The 689-nt window shown below is 46.3% G+C and carries 1 protein-coding gene; it reads left to right on the forward strand.

Features of this window, described 5'->3' with window-relative positions; genetic code table 11:
- The coding region (locus DM444_RS00180; protein ID WP_317048468.1) for an HYR-like domain-containing protein at positions 1–689 on the forward strand (689 nt) is incomplete at both ends.

Consider the following 689-nt stretch of genomic DNA (forward strand, 5'->3'; position numbering starts at 1 on the left):
AATATCGTAAAAGTAAGCGGACAGTTTACGGCTTCTGAAGGATGCTCAAATGCTGGAACCTACACCAACACATGGACTGTGAAAGACGACTGCGGAAACACTTCTGACACTTTCACCCAGGTGATCACTATTCAGGATAATGCTGCGCCTTCTTGGACAACTGCTGCGGGTTCTCTAAACGTAACTTTGGAATGCAGCGATGCAGCCGGACTTGCAAATGCTCAGGCAATGTCCCCTTCTGCTTCAGATTTATGCGATGCCGATGTTTCAAATATCGTAAAAGTAAGCGGACAGTTTACGGCTTCTGAAGGTTGCGGTAATTCTGGAACCTACACCAACACTTGGACAGTAAAAGACGACTGCGGAAACACTTCAGACACTTTCACTCAGGTGATCACTATTCAGGATACTGCAGCGCCTTCTTGGACAACTGCTGCGGGTTCATTGAATGCTACTTTAGAATGCAGCGATGCTTCAGGGCTTGCAAATGCTCAGGCAATGTTCCCTTCTGCTTCAGATTTATGCGATGCTGATGTTTCAAATATTATAAAAGTAAGCGGACAGTTTACCGCTTCTGAAGAATGCGCAAATGCTGGAACCTACACCAACACTTGGACAGTGAAAGACGACTGCGGAAACACTTCGGACACTTTCACTCAGGTGATCACTATTCAGGATACTGCTGCGCC

Origin of the sequence: Flavobacterium ginsenosidimutans, from assembly GCF_003254625.1 — a bacterium.
GTDB lineage: Bacteria > Bacteroidota > Bacteroidia > Flavobacteriales > Flavobacteriaceae > Flavobacterium > Flavobacterium ginsenosidimutans.